Source organism: Sodalis ligni (assembly GCF_016865525.2).
GTDB lineage: Bacteria > Pseudomonadota > Gammaproteobacteria > Enterobacterales > Enterobacteriaceae > Acerihabitans > Acerihabitans ligni.
This window is the reverse complement of sequence record NZ_CP075169.1, coordinates 4,899,364-4,915,086: the sequence shown is the minus strand read 5'-3', so window position 1 is coordinate 4,915,086 and position 15,723 is coordinate 4,899,364. Positions and strand designations below refer to the sequence as shown.

The following is a 15,723-nucleotide window of genomic DNA, read 5'->3' as shown; positions in this document are numbered from 1 at the left end:
CGATTTAAGTAAGGTTCTTATGCTGCTAGTGAAATATGAAGGGCCGGAGGGCCCGTTTAACATATTTCTTTTCAATTCAACTTAGGTGACGGCATGTCGTTAATGGTACCCTATAATTCTCAGTTCAATTTTATGATTTCTCATGCTATACCCAATCATATTGATGGGAAAAAATTACTTGATTCCTCCCACGGATATTTAAAAAACAGTCTTGATTTGACAAAGTTGCCAGTGACGGCTGCGGTAGGTTTTCCAATAATATTACACAGTCAAAATAATGTGACTTTAGCAAAAACAAACGGGATAGAGTCAATAAATATTACCTATTTTTCAAAGAAAGACCAGCTAAATCGTATAAAAGAACATCAAGTCCTGCTTTTCAATGTCCATTGAAATTAAATGACCTAAGAGCTAAAATTCCTGTGAGTAATATCATTTTAATAGAGAAATTCTTGATCAGGTAAACAGAAGTGAAGTGGATGTTAATACACAGGATAAAGATAATCGAACGGCCTTGATGGCTTCCGTGCTTTTAGGCAATGGTTTACACGATATTACCCGCCTGTTACAAAAAGGCGCTGAGCTTGATTACTTAGACAGTGATGGCAATACTGCCTTGGTATTAGCCATAATGACCAAAGAGAACGCTATTATAAACGCTCTGCTCAAGGCCGGGGCTAATGTTAATCTTGCGGGTAATATGGCTTTGACGCCTTTGATGTTGGCAGTGTTACATAACGATTTCAAATTGGTTGATAAGCTGGCGACAAAAGGAATAAAACCTGATGTCAAGAACGATGGAGAAGATACCGCGCTTACCCTAGCGTTAAAAAATGGCGTGAGCGGAAAAGTTATTGATAGCCTTCTACGATTAGGCTGCGGAGTCAATGTTCCGGGTAAAGACGGCTTGACGCCGCTGCTGCTTGCCGCTGGCAATGGTAACAAGATGTTCCTTAAAAAAAATTTTACCGCTTGGCGCCGATATCGACGCATTGGATGATAAGGGTTGGACAGCGCTGATGCGCGCCGTTGCGTGCGGTAATCAGAATATCATGAAATATTTGGTTGAAAGAGGCGCTGCGGTTAATATAAAGGACCCCAATAATATAACCGCGCTTTCACTGGCTTTAGATCGCGGCCACAAGACGATGATAAAAATTTTGCGTAAAGCCGGGGCTACCGAGGGTAAGCACTCTCTACGGCATCAACGGCCAACGTCTGCGGCGCCCCAAGCCACTCTGTCAACAGAGAACGCGCCTATCGCTACATCATGGCCAGCAGGCATTGTGCATACCAGTACTATCCTGCCCGATGTGCATGTCGGGTCTACCCACTTTTACACGACAGTTGAACCAGCCCGATCGGGGAGCAGCGATGCCAGGCTAAACTGGCTGCCGGAGATGATAATTTCTTCAATTAAGATGATATTTAACTCTGCTCGGCAATATATGTTTCGCCGACGGCGTACTTAGATCACTGAAGGCGTTGGCGGCTGAAGATGTTACCGATCTTGATAATATTTAACGCATGAAAAACAGTTTTATGGGTAAACACTAGAATCGCCAATCAAAGTACATATTTCCTCGTTATAGTGGACCAGAAAATTATGTAGTTTTCTCCTTGCGGCATGGGAACGGGTATAAGTGTTTTATCCTCTGCCAGGGTATATTTTGGCTGTAAATGTCATTATTCTCAGGGTTTAATCGCAGATAAATATCTTTACTGTGAAAGGTATCACCGCCCACTTTGACTACCGGAACTTCCAGCTCCATGGATGGCAAATGGGCCATTTCATATTGTTTAACAAGTTGATTGCCGGCAGGATCGATTTTTTTTGCTACAAATGCGGCGTGTAGTCTTTGCAAATACGGCAGTGAGCGGCTCGCAACAGCAACGCCTTCGGCAATTTGTTTGAACATAACCTCGCTCAATCCGCTGTTTATCTCAAGGCCTGGATCAAACATAAGGAGGTATTCCACTCCTAATTTGCTCAAGGCAATTGGATTGAGTTCATGTGACGCAGGTAGTTCAATGGTTTTAACCAAAGAAGACGGACCCTGCTTCATCGCCATTACAAAAGATTGCCTTGCAGCAAGGCCGCTTGCCATCCCGCCCGAGGCGGTCCGTGAGTCATATTTCGTTTTTATTGGCGTCCGGAGGTCCAAATCAGATTTGCCCGCAATAGAAGACAGGGCTGCAAAATCAATACTACAAGATGAATTTTTTGTGTCTTGTTCCGCGGCCTGATCATGTTTGTTACAGATATAAAACGGTACTATGGTTGGAAAAAAAGTTTTTTTCTCAAAACTAGCTCTATTGTCATAACCATACGCATTCAGGTATTGTAGCATTTTATTGCGGTGTATTTGACTCAGCTTACCGGCTAATACTTGCAGCGAATCATGGGTATCCTTCAGTATTTCATTGCTATCCTGCGAAAACGTTAATTTAATACTATCTGTGTCCAGTTCAGGTTTAAAATAGGATAAATAATCATAATATGAAGTAATGCTGCTAGTGATTCGTCGTATTTGATATTCCTCTTTTCTTTCATGAGCGCATACATTCTTTCTTCATCACCTATAGTCGCTGAGAATACATCGACATCTTTCCTTATGTCCAACTCTTCAATTTGGCAAAATCTTTCTTCGGACTGCATCCTTTCGGAATCATAGTTGTATTCTAAACTGACCCTGCTGAGTGTGACCATGGCCGCATTCAGGAACTGGGTCTCCTTTTATGCATACCGTTAAAAGCATCTCTAATGACGTTTTATCCACATCAGCAAAAGTATCGGCGATTTCAACACTTTGCCTTTCAAATAACGAATAAGGATCGGGAGTATGCCAATTGCCTATTTTTGTTTCATTTATTTCCTCCGTTAAAACATCTCCAAAACATCATATTCGTAGTAAGAAAAATAATATTCTTGAGGTTTAATTAATATGTTGGAGTTAAGATTATGCAATGCATCCACCAAATCCGCAAGAGATTGGTAGGTGTCCAACCTTTGAGTTAAACAGGCTACGGATCTTTTGCCGCATGATAACGATCGCAGGCGGAAAAGTATTGTGCAAGAATATGCTGTCTAATCCTATTCTCCCAAAAATGTCTTCTACATCAGTAGAAATATTATTATCATGGCAATATTTGACGTGATAAAGCATAGCGGGAATCATAAAAGCTTAATGAGATTGGGTGCGGTGAAACCCTCTTTTAACAAGGCTTCAAGTATGATCCTAAAGATGAAATATCATTAGCAGATAATTTTTCCAGATTGATATCTGCACTCATGGCTAACCCTAACCCAACATGAAAAAGCCCCACTCAATTGAACCAACCGAGTATGCCATCGCAGAGGTGTTAACTTTGCCTTGAAAAAGTAGGCATTAGTGGGTTCAATAGCCTGTCTAAAATTACTTTCGGAGGATTATCCTGATTGACGTCCATATACTCGGATGAGTTTTTGTAATAAATTCTCGACGCCTTTAGAAAGATGATTTGCAAAGTCCGGTGTATAAACAGCTTTGCCATGATTTTTTGTTAGAGTCATAAATTCGCTAACTATAAATTTTTCGATATTATCGTTAAAGACAAACGAATTGATCCACGCGGCCATAATTTTTGCTGGTGGCATTGAGTTAATAATTCCTGGTCTTTATCCCCAAACAGGCCAGATGATTTTAACAAGCTTTGCGTTACTTTTTGAATGCATCATTATTTTTAGATAAAATTCATCTAAAGCTTTAATTACATTATATGTGGACTCGAGCTCTTTTGACGTGATAAGGGATTCAGAAATAAGCAATGACGTTAGCCCCTCCAATGCCGATCTTTTCGGTGGCGAATGCATAGATTGTGACTGTTCCGGGCTTCTGATGATGCGTCTTACATTATGCTCTTCTATTACGCCGTAATCGAATTTATTGTTAGTGCTATTTCCCGCAGGCATTACTGGTAAAATATGCTCAGAGCATTTTATAGTATGTTTCGAGCCAAAAGAAGATATGTTTGTGTTGCATTGTAAACCTGGGATGATAGGGAGATTATTTTAGAGGTAATGTTGCTCGCCAAATAACTTACCGGTGAATAACTGGTAGCAAAGAGCAAGCGTAAAGCGAAATCTTTTAAAGAAGACTTGTTGTTTTTGCTGGTTTATTCAATTGGAGTCTGTTATGTCGACTAATGGATTTCAACGAATCAAATAGAGCTTTTGTGTCAAAATATTCCTGAGAGTTTGTTGAGTTGGATAATAATTCTTTTCGATACTGATTCCATAATTTATGTGCGATAAAAGATGCATGCCAGATTACTCCTTTAAATGACTATACTGGGTTGGGCGAATCATGTATATAAACTTTTCCTGAAAATAGATTTCTTGCACTATAAGGGATCTCCGACGCTTCTTCCAAAATGATCCCCACTCGTTCCGTCGGAGAAATATTGGGCGGGCTGGCTTTGGCAATACTGATCCCTTAATAATAAAATAGGATTTGGGGATAGAGATAATTTACCGGCGGTGCCGACTGTGTTATGATTTGGGGAGAAGCGGAGTGCCTTGAATCGCATTATCAATACGATATGTTATTAACTGTTGCAAACGCACCCCGTTTATCTTCTTGTAGTGATTTGCCTGCTTGGCCAAATCTCGGGCAGCTTTATTATTTGCTGATACAATCATGAATTGTGGGTAGTTTGTCACTATATCCCCTACGCGAGGATCATCCCCATTGCATGTCACTGTGTATGTATTCCATGCTAAGCAGATAGCTTCCGCGATGCCGGGGAATATCCGCTTGCGTGAGTTCCATCAGGCTGTCATAAATTTCTTGTTGTGCGTGGGTAAGCGTTTCACCTAACTTCAGCTTCCGGTTCATTTCTGTACTATTTGACTTTGAAAACGACGGTTCATTATAACGCAATGTATCTTTGTATCCCCTGATATCATCTTCATTCAAAATCCATTCTTGTAATGTTTCTTTTGTTTTTGCCAACCTATGATAGGAAGTGACAAATTTATTAAGGTCTATGCTTTCATGCCTCAATGTAATACCCACTTCCGGAAAAAGGATTTTCTCACTTCCTCGGTCTCCAAAGGTATTGATATCAAATCTATAGGTAAAGAACGGATTCAGCCAATCATCAGACCGGATATTATCTGAAAAGATGATCTGAGAAGCACCATTTGAAGTATTCAAGTAGGAAACATAGCCATTTTTCCCGTCGGGGTATATTTAATAGTCAGCTGGGACTGATGATACGGATAGAACGATCTGGTGTGTTTCGAAACCCATTGTTTAGCATCTACTGCCGCGTCCGGCCAGTCGAGGCCGGCAGGGCGTGTATTTTTCAGTCCTCTACCTTTAGGCATAGGAACGGGAATCAATGTTTTATTTGCGGTCATAGTATATTTTCGGCTGAAAATATCATTATCCTCGGGATTGATTCGTACATAGATTTCTTTTCCGCGAAATTTATCTCCCCAGTTTTACCACTGGCACCTCCAATTCCAAGGCAGGCAATCGCGCCATTTTATAAAAAGAATCAGTCGGGTTTAAATAATGTTCAATTTCTTTTTCCCGTAAACGCGACAATAAATTTTTCAGCGCGGGAGAATATCGTTGCACTATGTCTACACTCTCGGTAACCTCTTTTAATATAGTGCCGCTTATTTGGCCAATAATCCCCAGTCCTGAATCAAAAGGTGAACAAATTCTGTGGCTAATTTACTGATTAACATTCTATTAAATGTTTCTGATGCTGGCAGATGTGTAAATGCCGTTAGAGAGTGCAGATCTTTTTATAGCCATCTTCAGGGCCTGCCTGGCGACAAAGCCATTCACCACATTACTCCCCGTCCCTTGGTCACATTACCGCCCTCGGCCGCGGCTAGCACGCTGATGTCTAACTCCGCGCCCGTAACCCTGGCCAGCGCAACGATATTCAGGCTGCAGGCAGGAATAGCAGTATTTTTCTCCTGGGCCGCAAACGTTCTTTACAGGTATAAAAGGAATTAAGGATTGGAATATGACCTCTGCCTGTTTATTGACTGCATTATTGATGTTTAATATATTCAAATGACTGAGTAATTTGTCTCGGTGTATTTGGCTAAGACTGTTTGCCAGCACGTCAAGCGGTTCATGACGCTCTTTGAGAAGTTTTAGAGCATCTTTGTATAATTCCAGCTTAATGTTATTATCAGTTGTTAACTGCCGAGAATAGTTTTCCAAAAGTTCAAAGTAGGCTGTGATCTGTTCATCAACACGCTTAATTCGATATTCTCCTGTTTCCTTGATTAAGGCGTAGATTCTTCTGGAATTATTTTTCTCCGCAGCGAAGATATCTATATTTTCCTTGATTTTTAAATGACAATATTCTGCTCTATTATCATGCTTTGTATTTTTAAATTCAGTTTTGGCCTAAAATTGACTTTAAATATCACCATCTTGGCTTGCGTCATAAATCCGACTTCATCTGCATTGATCCCAGAGAGGGCATCTAAAATAATTGCTTTGTTGACAACCAAATATGCGTTGGCAATGTCGGCATTTTGCTTTGCAGCGATCGCGTCCGCGGTTGGATATTGCCGGACATCATTTTCTTCTCTTCCTGTGGTATTCACACAATGCTTGCTAGAACTCAAGTATTGATAATTGTGAAAATAGGGTATGCCCGGCCGAATCTCCATATTACAATGTAAGTTTTTCAATTCTGTTTCAATGGTTTTCGAGATTGATAGGCTTTCAAAGCTTCGGCCAAACGAATTATAGGTTCGTTAATGGCATTGAATATATCGCAGGCGGAAAAAATTCTCCAGGATACCCTCTCTTATTCCATTAGGGCCAATAATCTCATTGAGTTGAACATCCCTATCTTTATCCAAGCTTTCTTTGATGTGGTAAAACATGGCCGGCATCATAAATAATTTCGCCAAAGACAAACTTGTTAACCCTTCTCTTAGCATGGATTCCAATATAATACCCAGGAGATCACATCTTTTCTGACGACAAGGTGAGGTCCAGTTCGGCGCTCATGGCAAAACTCAGCCCAGCGTGCAAATAACCCCATTCAATAGAACCTATTGGATAAGCCATCATTATATCGTTAATGTCATTATAAAAAATGTCGGCATTATGGGCAATAAAAATTATCCTTGATAAAATTTATTGATGTTTCATAATAATATAAATACTCAAAATCGGTACTATTCATTAATTTTTTCGTATGCAGTGAGCAAGAAAACTTTCAAAATTTCTAGGTGTGACTTTTTTTCAAACACGGTATATTTAGAAATATTAATGAATTCACTAACTAAAAATCTTTCCCATGTATTTTCGAAAACATAAGAGCTCACCCAGGCTGTAAGAACCTTTTTTATGGCGTTCGGTTATTTTTCAGGCCATTTGGCACCGAACAGACCGGAATATCTAAGTAAATATCTAGCTGCATATATTTCATAATCTTGCATATATTTAATGTGAAATGCCAAACTATGTATTAAAGGATCCGGATGTCCAAAATAGTGCTCAGTTTCCCGGTATATTTTTCTAAGCATCCGATTAATGCCTTCCAAAGATGAAGCGGCAGGCGGCATATAGAGTGATTCTTCACGGTCGGTGCTTCGGGCTACGCGACGGGCACGGTTTTTCCTGTTATTAGGACACTGCGTGGATAATCATAAACGGCCTGTCCCGGCAAAAGGTCTCCCCGGCGCTCTTAACGGACGACGCGGGGTCAGCGGGCGGCAAGAACCTATCTTTGCCGACACCGGGTTGAAGTTTGGGACTGCAGTATTTTGCGTGATAAGATGATCGGAAAAAAGTTATCGGTGCACAGGCTGAGGCGAGCAATAGGCGTGTAGCGTAATTTTTATAAGTAGATTTTCCACTTGTCACGCGCAATTGTGATTCTCTATTTCCCTGCATCCTTACGCATTTTAAGGTACGGAATAAATGCTTGGCCTCATGATATTCTTGCTGGTTAGTTGAATTACTTATTAGATCCTTTTCAATCATATTATCTATAATACGCATGTATTGGCCCTTTAGAAAAGAATGTAGTGTAAATCTACTTTTTAAGTCTAGTGAGCCAGAGATATTGTTAATGGAGTTTAAATAACAGAAGTAAAAATCTTCTTTTCTATTTTGGGCGGTTTTTGTGCATTCATTATGTTTTTAATGTGTTTAAGGTAAATATTAATAATCCGTTTAATACCACATTAATGTCGTTCTGATAAGTTCATAAATGACTCATTAAGCAATTGATGAGTAATAAAAACGCTGCGAAAAAATCTATAGGCGGGACAGCCAGCAGAACCTAATGATTGGCATACAGCCGACAAAAACGTGATAACAGGTAGGTACAGTCAGGCTTCGGTGAAGCCCCTTCGGCGGCGTCGGAGACTGTGAACTCAACGGACGTTTTTTAACTCCCGTCTTGCTGGAGGCAACTGGGATTTTTTCTCAGCCAATACGTTCTGATTGATTATAAGCGGCAATATATTTTTATGAAATCCCATTCAGCTAACGCTTTCTTATAGTAGACCGGTTAAAATTCTATCTTAAGGCGGGTCACTTTCAGCAGGCGGGAAAGATAATGGATTATGAATTTTTGCGCGAAATCACCGGGCAGATAAAAGTCACTTTCTCTATGGGGCACGAGGCCATCGGGCATTGGCTCAATGAGGAGGTTAAAGGCGACTTCGCCCTGCTTGACAAGGTAGAGTCCCAGATACGCCAGCTCGCCGGCACTGAACGCAGCTGGCAATGCGAGGGCCATGAATACACCCTTTGGACCGATGGCGAAGAAGTGATGATTCGCGCCAATGACCTTACCTTCGTTAATGAGGAGCTGGAAGAGGGCATGAGCTACTATGACGAAGAGAGCCTGTCTTTATGCGGTTCAGAGGATTTTTTGCAGGTGTTGGCCCAGTATCGTGATTTCTGCCGCCAGGCATAAAACCGCGGTCTCGTGGCGTCCGGTTGAAGAGGCAATATTCACGAACGTAGGCTCATCTCTCCCCCGCCTAACCCGACCTTGAAACGCGCATACTCCGGGGAAGCCAGCCGGTGGAGGTGGGCTCGACGCTCTCTCCATCACGATTCCGGTAGATTCCGGCCATAATAAATTTCACGCATCTCTTTATATAAAAGCCGGGTGATGGTTTTACGCTCGTCAGGGCTGAGATCGGCCGGCGTGGCGTTGAACAGATAATGCGTTAAATCGAAGTCTTTGAGCATCATCTTGGTATGAAACATATTTTCCTGGTAGATATTCACGTCCATCATGTGATAGAGCGCTTTCATATCCTCGGACAGGAAGTTCTGGATGGAGCTTATCTCATGGTCGATATAATGTTTAATGCCGTACACGTCGCGGGTAAAACCCCGCACCCGGTAATCGATGGTGACGATATCCGATTCCAGTTTATGTATCAGGTAATTGAGCGCTTTCAGCGGTGAAATCACGCCGCAGGTGGAGACCTCGATATCGGCGCGAAAAGTGCATAAACCGCCTTCCGGGTGGCTTTCCGGATAGGTATGGACGCAGATATGGCTTTTATCGAGATGCGCCACCACCGATTGGGGTAGCGGACCGGGCTGCTCGGACTGATCAATGCTCAGCGGATCCACCGGCTCTTCACTGACCAGAATCGTCACGCTTGCGCCCTGCGGCTCATAGTCCTGGCGCGCCACGTTGAGAATATTGGCACCGATCATGGCGCAGGTTTCGCTCAGGATTTCCGTTAAACGATTGGCGTTATAACGTTCGTCAATGTAAGCAATATAGCCGTCACGGTCATCTGCGGTCTTGGCATAACAGATATCGTAAATACAAAAACCCAGGCTCTTGGTCAAATTATTAAAGCCGTGCAGTTTTAACTTCTGCAATTGGATTCACCCCCTTGCAAATGCCCTTTCGGACGGACCTCTGATAACGCGTTCAGTATGTATTGCGGCAGGGCGAAGCTGCCGACGTGAATCGCCGGATTATAATAGCGGCAAACCAACCCCGCCGTTGCCGCCCGCGACCGCAACGTGGCGATATCGCACCGGCGTAGTGCCGGATCCTGACTGGCCCAGGCAAAGGTCATGATGCCGCCGTAATAAGTAGGTATCGCCGCCTGGTAAAAACCCACATCGGCAAAATAGCGGCCGAGCTTGCGATAGCTGTCCACCGCTTCGTCCTGCTGTAAAAAGCAGACGCCGTTTTGCGCGACAAAAATACCGCCGTCGTTGAGGCAGCGGGCGCAACCCTGGTAGAACGATGAGGTAAACAGGCTGGAACCCGGACCGATGGGATCGGTGCAGTCGGAGATGATCACATCGAATTTTTCCTGGGCGCGGGTGACGAAGTTTACACCGTCATCAATAACAAGGTGAAAACGTGGATCGTCAAAGGCACCGGCGCTGTGCCGGGGTAGATATTGACGGCAAAACTGCACCACGCCGGCGTCGATTTCCACCATGGTGATATGTTTGACCTGCGAGTGGCGGCACACTTCCCGCAACATGGCGCCGTCGCCACCGCCGATAATCAGGACCTTTTCGACCTGGCCGTGCGCTATCAAAGGCACATGGGCCATCATTTCGTGGTAGATGAATTCGTCGCGCTCGGTGGTTTGCACTACGCCGTCCAACGCCATTATCCGGCCAAAGGCGGCATTTTCGAAGATAGTCAGGTCCTGGTGACCGGTCTTTTCCCGGTACAGGATTTTCTCTACGTCAAAGCGCTGGCCGAAGCTATCATGCAGCGTCTCGCACCAAATTTCTTTTTGTCGCAAATCGGGCTGTGACATGTCGGGCTGCTCCTCGGCATCATCGCCATGAGAAAACGGCGCAACATCATAACCAACTCCGCCGGGGGATGCACGGAGCAATTTCACACAAAATGCAATTATCGGTTATTTGGCGTAGGCAAGTAAACTGAGCGAATTGGTGGCCAGGGATTCACACTTTTTCGGTGTAGGGACAGCGATGCCGCTGAGATCACGGTAGCTGTCTTCCCCCATGGCGCGCATATCATAGCTGCCGTAGTTGCTCAGATCCCAGCGATTCTGCTGGGCGAAGATCAAAATGGCCCGGCGGATCTGTTCATTCGGCATATCGGTATAACCGCAGTTGTTTTTCAAATAAACAAACACGGCGGTCAAATCGGCCATGTCCTCGGCTTCGGCTTCGGATAGGGCCTGCGACGCTGAAGAAAAGCCCAGTAACCCCAACAACAGCATCGTCAATACGGTGTGTTTCATGTTAAAACCTGAATCAGTCATTATGCGATGACGTTATCATATTTAATGATTTGCGCCCTATGTTTTTTGCCCTTCGCCTCACTTGTTGACGCGGACCTGTTTAAAGTATGGGCCAGCATGGACAAGCTGTCCCTCGCCGCGGATAAAAAAGCTTGCCTGGGAATCTGCCCGGCATCGCCACGGACATATCGCCCCGTTCGGCGGGTTGTGATAAAATCCGCTTCCTTTCCCGATTCTTTTTCTGGCTTCGTTATGAAACACACCGTGGACGTCATGATTTCCCAACAGGAGATCGCTACCCGTATTGCCGAATTGGGGCGCGAAATCAGCGCGCATTATCAGTCAAGCGGCAGCGAAATGGTTTTGGTCGGCCTGTTGCGCGGCTCTTTTATGTTTATGGCCGATTTATGCCGCGTCGTGACCGTACCTCATGAAGTGGATTTTATGACCGCCTCCAGCTATGGCAACGGCATGAGCAGCACCCGCGATGTTAAGATCCTCAAGGATCTGGATGAAGATATTCGCGGCAAAGACGTACTGATTGTGGAGGATATCATCGATTCGGGCAACACCCTGAGCAAAGTCCGCGAGATATTGCAACTGCGCCAGCCCAAGTCCCTGGCCATTTGCACCCTGCTGGATAAACCGGAGCGGCGCGAAGTGCCGGTGATGGTGGAGTGGGTGGGTTTTGCCATCCCGGATGAATTTGTCGTCGGATACGGCATCGATTACGCTCAGCGCTACCGCCACCTCCCCTATGTCGGCAAAGTGGTAAAGCTGGCAGAGTAATCGCTGCCGCACACCCCACATGCCGCGGTAGGCCCGATGACACCGCACGTGCAGCGATCCTGTTAAAGGGAGAGCGTGCCAATAGGGTCGAAGCGGGCGTGGTTTTCCCGCCCGCCAGAGCGCCCTATGGTGCGGTAGGCCCGATGACACCGCACGTGCAGCGATCCTGTTAAAGGGAGAGCGTGCCAATAGGGTCGAAGCGGGCGTGGTTTTCCCGCCCGCCGGAGCGCCCTATGGTGCGGTAGGCCCGATGACACCGCACGTGCAGCGATCCTGTTAAAGGGAGAGCGTGCCAATAGGGTCGAAGCGGGCGTGGTTTTCCCGCCCGCTGGAGCGCCCTATGGTGCGGTAGGCCCGCTTACACCGAACGTGCAGCGAGCCTGTTAAAGGGAGAGCGTGCCAATAGGGTCGAAGCGGGCGTGGTTTTCCCGCCCGCCGGAGCGCCCTATGGTGCGGTAGGCCCGATGACACCGCACGTGCAGCGATTCTGTTAAAGGGAGAGCGTGCCAATAGGGTCGAAGCGGGCGTGGTTTTCCCGCCCGCCGGAGCGCCCTATGGTGCGGTAGGCCCGATGACACCGCACGTGCAGCGATCCTGTTAAAGGGAGAACGTGCCAATAGGGTCGAAGCGGGCGTGGTTTTCCCGCCCGCCAGAGCGCCCTATGGTGCGGTAGGCCCGCTTACACTGAACGTGCAACGAACCTGTTGAAGGAAGACCTCGTTTGCCGAGGCGGGGCGAACCGGCGAATGCCGGAGGAGCTTACTTGCCGTGTTGCTGCAGTAGCGTAGCGATACCCTGCCGGTAACGCTGCTCCAGCGTTTCCCGGCTGGTGGCCGAAACATCCAGATTTCGCAACAATCCATCATGTATACTGTAAACCCAGCCGTGCAGCTGGACCTTCTGTCCGCGCTTCCAGGCTGAACGCATAATGGTGGAGTGGCCAAGGTTATACACTTGTTCTATCACGTTGATTTCACATAACGTATTAATACGCTCATCCGGGTGGAGCTCCCCCAGCAGTGAGCTATGCTTGTACCACAAATCACGGATATGCAGCAGCCAGTTGTCTATCAGGCCCAGCTCCGGATTATCGATAGCGGCCTGAACGCCGCCGCAGCCATAGTGGCCGCATATGATAATATGCTCGACCTCCAGCACATCCACGGCATATTGCACCACCGACAAACAATTCAGGTCGGTATGAATGACCAGGTTGGCGACATTGCGATGAACAAACAGCTCCCCCGGCTCCAGTCCGGTCAGGCGCTCCGCCGGGACACGGCTGTCTGAACAGCCGATCCATAAAAAACGCGGCCGCTGTGCCAGCGATAATTGTTCGAAAAATCCCGGGTCTTCCTCTTTAAGATGTTTGGACCAAGCCTGGTTATTGGAGATGAGATCGGTGATGTCTTTCATTGTGGTTTTTAGCCCGTAGCGTCGTATTGCGATGGGTTAATATAGGCTAAGCCTATTTTTTTAAAATAAGTTCGTCACTTCCATTGAGAATAAGGTAATTCGCGACATATGACATATGCACTGGAATTGGAAAAGTTGGCCAAGACCTACGCGGGAGGCGTACAGGCGCTAAAAGGAATCGATCTGAATGTGGAAGCCGGCGATTTTTATGCGCTGCTTGGTCCGAATGGGGCGGGAAAATCCACCACCATCGGCATTATCAGCGCATTGGTAAACAAATCCTCCGGCAAGGTCAGGGTGTTCGGCTACGATATCGATAAGGACATCGTTAACGCCAAACGCCAACTGGGCCTGGTACCGCAGGAATTCAATTTTAACCCCTTTGAAACCGTTTCGCAGATCGTGGTGCATCAAGCCGGTTATTACGGCGTCGAGCATAAGCTGGCGGAGCAGCGCGCCGAAAAATACCTTAAGCAACTGGATCTCTGGACCAAACGCGATGAGCGGGCCCGTATGCTCTCCGGCGGCATGAAGCGCCGCCTGATGATAGCCCGCGCCCTGATGCACGAGCCCAAGCTTTTAATTCTCGACGAGCCCACCGCCGGCGTGGATATCGAGCTGCGCCGCTCGATGTGGGGCTTTCTGCGCGACCTGAACAGCAGCGGCACCACCATCATCCTGACCACCCACTATCTGGAAGAAGCGGAAATGCTGTGCCGCAATATCGGAATTATACAAAACGGCGAGCTGGTGGAAAATACCTCCATGCGCCAGCTGCTGTCCAAGCTGAAATCAGAGACATTTATCCTCGATCTGGCGGCCAAAAGCGCGTTGCCCAAATTACAGGGCTATCGCAACCAACTGCTGGATACCAGCACCCTGGAGGTGGAAGTGATGCGCGAGCAGGGCTTGAACAGCCTGTTTAGCCAGCTCAGCGCTCAGGGGGTACAGGTATTAAGTATGCGTAATAAGGCCAATCGGCTGGAGGAACTGTTTGTGACGCTGGTGACGGACGATAGGGATAGCAGGAGAGCCAAAGCATGATGCGGCTTTATTGGATAGCGTTACAGAGTATTTGGCGTAAAGAGATTAACCGTTTCGGCCGTATCTGGATTCAGACCCTGGTGCCGCCGGTGATTACCATGACGCTCTATTTCATCATTTTCGGTAATCTAATCGGTTCGCGTATCGGCGATATGCACGGCTTCTCCTATATGCAATTTATCGTCCCTGGCCTGATTATGATGGCGGTGATCACCAATGCCTACACCAACGTGGCCTCGTCCTTTTTCAGCGCCAAATTCCAGCGCAATATCGAAGAGCTGCTGGTGGCGCCGGTGCCTACCCATGTGATTATTGCCGGCTACGTGGGGGGCGGGGTGGCGCGCGGGATTTGCGTCGGGATCCTGGTGACCGCGGTGTCGCTGTTTTTTGTGCCTTTCCATGTCCACTCCTGGTGGGTGGTGACCATTACCTTGGTGCTCACCGCGGTACTGTTCTCCCTGGCGGGCTTGCTAAACGCGGTCTTCGCCAAAAGTTTTGACGATATCAGCCTGATTCCCACTTTCGTCTTGACGCCGCTAACCTACCTGGGGGGGGTATTCTATTCCTTGACCCTGCTGCCGCCTTTCTGGCAGGCGGTGTCAAAATTGAATCCCATCGTGTATATGATAAGCGGTTTCCGGTTCGGCTTTCTCGGCATCAGCGATGTTCCGCTGGCGCTGACCCTGTCGGTGCTGATTATTTTTATCCTGGGGTTCTATTGGCTGTGCTGGTTTCTGATTCAGCGGGGAAGCGGGTTGCGTACCTGACGGGAGAGGGTTTTACCGGCGTCCCTTATTCCGAAGAGAGGGGACGCCGCGGCGACATAACGTGAAAAGTCAGGCCACCTGAACCGGTACCGCCTTGGCGGTCCGTTTCAATTGGTTTTCGTCGTCGAAGTAGGCGACTTTCGGCTGATGTTGCCGGGCTTCTTCATCGGGTAATTGCACGTAGGCGCAGATAATCAGCAGATCGCCGACGCAGGCGCAACGCGCGGCGGCACCGTTGACCGAGATAATGCGCGACCCGCGTTCGGCGGCAATGGCATAGGTGGAAAAACGCTGGCCGTTATCGACGTTGTAAATATCGATAGCTTCGTATTCCAGAATACCCGCCGCCTCAAGAAAATCCTGATCGATGGCGCAAGAACCTTCATAGTGTAAATCTGCCTGGGTGACATGAACCCGGTGCAGTTTACCTCGTAGCATGGTGCGTAGCATAACGTT

Annotated in this window: 16 protein-coding genes; 7 read left to right on the top strand and 9 right to left on the bottom strand. The window is 46.7% G+C overall.

Translation table 11 applies throughout. The annotated features are described in order from the left end of the window. Positions 1-93 precede the first annotated feature (93 nt). The 3 genes from GTU79_RS22985 to GTU79_RS31590 all read left to right on the top strand — a co-directional run bounded on the left by GTU79_RS22985 (position 94) and on the right by GTU79_RS31590 (position 1,472). The gene (locus GTU79_RS22985) at positions 94-393 is read left to right on the top strand and encodes a hypothetical protein (RefSeq protein WP_214513403.1); all 300 of its coding nucleotides are present in this window, start codon (positions 94-96) and stop codon (positions 391-393) included. Between the two features lie 82 nt (positions 394-475). Further along, a complete protein-coding gene (locus GTU79_RS22980; RefSeq protein ID WP_214513402.1) occupies positions 476-1,000 on the top strand; it encodes an ankyrin repeat domain-containing protein in 525 nt (174 codons plus the stop codon). Continuing rightward, positions 936-1,472 carry an ankyrin repeat domain-containing protein gene (locus GTU79_RS31590; RefSeq protein ID WP_420854201.1) on the top strand — a complete coding sequence of 179 codons (537 nt, stop codon included), beginning with the start codon at positions 936-938 and terminating at the stop codon, positions 1,470-1,472. The genes GTU79_RS22980 and GTU79_RS31590 overlap by 65 nt, the downstream gene beginning before the upstream one ends. Positions 1,473-1,604: 132 nt before the next feature. Here the strand turns inward: GTU79_RS31590 and GTU79_RS22970 are convergent, their stop codons facing one another. From GTU79_RS22970 to GTU79_RS22955, 4 genes are all read right to left on the bottom strand, one after another. Beyond that, positions 1,605-2,351, bottom strand: coding sequence for a hypothetical protein (locus GTU79_RS22970; RefSeq protein ID WP_214513400.1), 747 nt, complete (start codon positions 2,349-2,351; stop codon positions 1,605-1,607). 92 nt (positions 2,352-2,443) lie between these two features. Further along, positions 2,444-2,710, bottom strand: a complete 267-nt coding sequence (locus GTU79_RS22965; protein WP_214513399.1) for a hypothetical protein — start codon at positions 2,708-2,710, stop codon at positions 2,444-2,446. A gap of 2,011 nt (positions 2,711-4,721) precedes the next feature. Beyond that, on the bottom strand, positions 4,722-5,198 hold the full coding sequence (locus tag GTU79_RS22960) for a hypothetical protein (protein ID WP_214513398.1): 477 nt from the start codon (positions 5,196-5,198) through the stop codon (positions 4,722-4,724). Positions 5,199-6,361: 1,163 nt separating this feature from the next. After that, positions 6,362-6,622, bottom strand: a complete 261-nt coding sequence (locus tag GTU79_RS22955) for a hypothetical protein (RefSeq protein ID WP_214513397.1) — start codon at positions 6,620-6,622, stop codon at positions 6,362-6,364. 1,973 nt (positions 6,623-8,595) lie between these two features. Here GTU79_RS22955 and yacL point away from each other — a divergent pair. Beyond that, complete coding sequence (gene yacL / locus GTU79_RS22950; RefSeq protein WP_132926048.1) at positions 8,596-8,958, top strand: protein YacL; 363 nt, start codon at positions 8,596-8,598, stop codon at positions 8,956-8,958. Between the two features lie 137 nt (positions 8,959-9,095). Here the strand turns inward: yacL and speD are convergent, their stop codons facing one another. The 3 genes from speD to GTU79_RS22935 all read right to left on the bottom strand — a co-directional run bounded on the left by speD (position 9,096) and on the right by GTU79_RS22935 (position 11,251). After that, complete coding sequence (gene speD, locus GTU79_RS22945; protein WP_132926050.1) at positions 9,096-9,890, bottom strand: adenosylmethionine decarboxylase; 795 nt, start codon at positions 9,888-9,890, stop codon at positions 9,096-9,098. Further along, positions 9,878-10,783, bottom strand: a complete 906-nt coding sequence (gene speE / locus GTU79_RS22940) for a polyamine aminopropyltransferase (protein WP_203524052.1) — start codon at positions 10,781-10,783, stop codon at positions 9,878-9,880. Before speE ends, speD begins: the two co-directional genes overlap by 13 nt. Before the next feature lie 120 nt (positions 10,784-10,903). Further along, positions 10,904-11,251, bottom strand: coding sequence for a YacC family pilotin-like protein (locus tag GTU79_RS22935; protein ID WP_132926052.1), 348 nt, complete (start codon positions 11,249-11,251; stop codon positions 10,904-10,906). Between the two features lie 252 nt (positions 11,252-11,503). Here GTU79_RS22935 and hpt point away from each other — a divergent pair, with 252 nt between their 5' ends. Next, positions 11,504-12,040, top strand: a complete 537-nt coding sequence (hpt, locus tag GTU79_RS22930; RefSeq protein WP_203523848.1) for a hypoxanthine phosphoribosyltransferase — start codon at positions 11,504-11,506, stop codon at positions 12,038-12,040. Positions 12,041-12,799: 759 nt separating this feature from the next. Here the strand turns inward: hpt and can are convergent. Next, positions 12,800-13,456 (bottom strand): carbonate dehydratase, encoded by a 657-nt coding sequence (gene can, locus GTU79_RS22925; protein WP_132926056.1) that lies wholly within the window; start codon positions 13,454-13,456, stop codon positions 12,800-12,802. Between the two features lie 108 nt (positions 13,457-13,564). On the opposite strand from can, the gene GTU79_RS22920 reads away from it, so the two are divergent. Next, positions 13,565-14,500, top strand: a complete 936-nt coding sequence (locus GTU79_RS22920; protein WP_132926058.1) for an ABC transporter ATP-binding protein — start codon at positions 13,565-13,567, stop codon at positions 14,498-14,500. Beyond that, complete coding sequence (locus GTU79_RS22915; protein ID WP_203524051.1) at positions 14,500-15,267, top strand: ABC transporter permease; 768 nt, start codon at positions 14,500-14,502, stop codon at positions 15,265-15,267. The genes GTU79_RS22920 and GTU79_RS22915 overlap by 1 nt, the downstream gene beginning before the upstream one ends. A gap of 69 nt (positions 15,268-15,336) precedes the next feature. Here the strand turns inward: GTU79_RS22915 and panD are convergent, their stop codons facing one another. Then, positions 15,337-15,717: an aspartate 1-decarboxylase gene (panD, locus tag GTU79_RS22910; protein WP_132926062.1), complete on the bottom strand. Its 381-nt coding sequence runs from the start codon at positions 15,715-15,717 to the stop codon at positions 15,337-15,339. Positions 15,718-15,723: the final 6 nt, after the last annotated feature.

Coding starts and splice junctions, on each gene's coding strand:
- GTU79_RS22985 (WP_214513403.1), top strand. CDS start 94: ATGTCGTTAATGGTACCCTATAATTCTCAGTTCAATTTTATGATTTCT.
- GTU79_RS31590 (WP_420854201.1), top strand. CDS start 936: ATGGTAACAAGATGTTCCTTAAAAAAAATTTTACCGCTTGGCGCCGAT.
- GTU79_RS22970 (WP_214513400.1), bottom strand. CDS start 2,351: ATGCTACAATACCTGAATGCGTATGGTTATGACAATAGAGCTAGTTTT.
- GTU79_RS22965 (WP_214513399.1), bottom strand. CDS start 2,710: ATGGTCACACTCAGCAGGGTCAGTTTAGAATACAACTATGATTCCGAA.
- yacL (WP_132926048.1), top strand. CDS start 8,596: ATGGATTATGAATTTTTGCGCGAAATCACCGGGCAGATAAAAGTCACT.
- GTU79_RS22935 (WP_132926052.1), bottom strand. CDS start 11,251: ATGAAACACACCGTATTGACGATGCTGTTGTTGGGGTTACTGGGCTTT.
- hpt (WP_203523848.1), top strand. CDS start 11,504: ATGAAACACACCGTGGACGTCATGATTTCCCAACAGGAGATCGCTACC.
- can (WP_132926056.1), bottom strand. CDS start 13,456: ATGAAAGACATCACCGATCTCATCTCCAATAACCAGGCTTGGTCCAAA.
- GTU79_RS22920 (WP_132926058.1), top strand. CDS start 13,565: ATGACATATGCACTGGAATTGGAAAAGTTGGCCAAGACCTACGCGGGA.
- GTU79_RS22915 (WP_203524051.1), top strand. CDS start 14,500: ATGCGGCTTTATTGGATAGCGTTACAGAGTATTTGGCGTAAAGAGATT.
- panD (WP_132926062.1), bottom strand. CDS start 15,717: ATGCTACGCACCATGCTACGAGGTAAACTGCACCGGGTTCATGTCACC.